This window comes from Pseudomonas sp. AIG, from assembly GCF_977020205.1.
In genome coordinates this window covers 1-468 of record NZ_CDROCK010000141.1, presented here as the reverse complement: position 1 = coordinate 468, position 468 = coordinate 1, and the positions used below count along the sequence as shown (strand labels likewise).

The following is a 468-nucleotide window of genomic DNA, read 5'->3' as shown; positions in this document are numbered from 1 at the left end:
CATGGCGCCGTCGAAGGCCACCAGAAAATTGCGGGTGACGTTGTTGCCGATCTGCTCCGGCGGAATGTTCCTGCGCTTCTGTTGCAGAGGCACCGACGACGCGGCGAACAAGATGCCGTCGGCGTCCTCAAGCCCGACCCAGTTAAAGTCCCAGTCGCCAACGTCAGACCCCAACTGTGCGCTGTACACCACCTGGTTCGGATTCACGAAACCCGCGTTCTTTTCCGGGATGGCGTAGACGTGAACGATCTGCGCAGCAGGTGGCTTGCCATCGGCGCGATCGAGCGGCGCGGTCGGATCAAGTCCAGGCACATTCGCAAAGATGAATCGGCTGACGATCAGCGGCTTTTGCTGGCTTTGTTTAAGGGCGATTTGGCTTTCGCCGGCCAAGGTAATACTGGCGCTCACAGTGCGCTCCTACAGGCTGGCAACCAGCGTTTGCTGGTCGTCGTTGAAGTCGATCAGGGC

The 468-nt window shown here is 59.6% G+C and carries 1 protein-coding gene; it reads right to left on the bottom strand.

Annotation, left to right across the window (positions count from 1 at the left end; all coding sequences use genetic code 11):
* On the bottom strand, positions 1–408 hold a 408-nt coding region (locus ACWR1S_RS30900), incomplete at its 3' end, for a phage tail-collar fiber domain-containing protein (protein WP_454566146.1).
* Between the last annotated feature and the right edge of the window lie 60 nt (positions 409–468).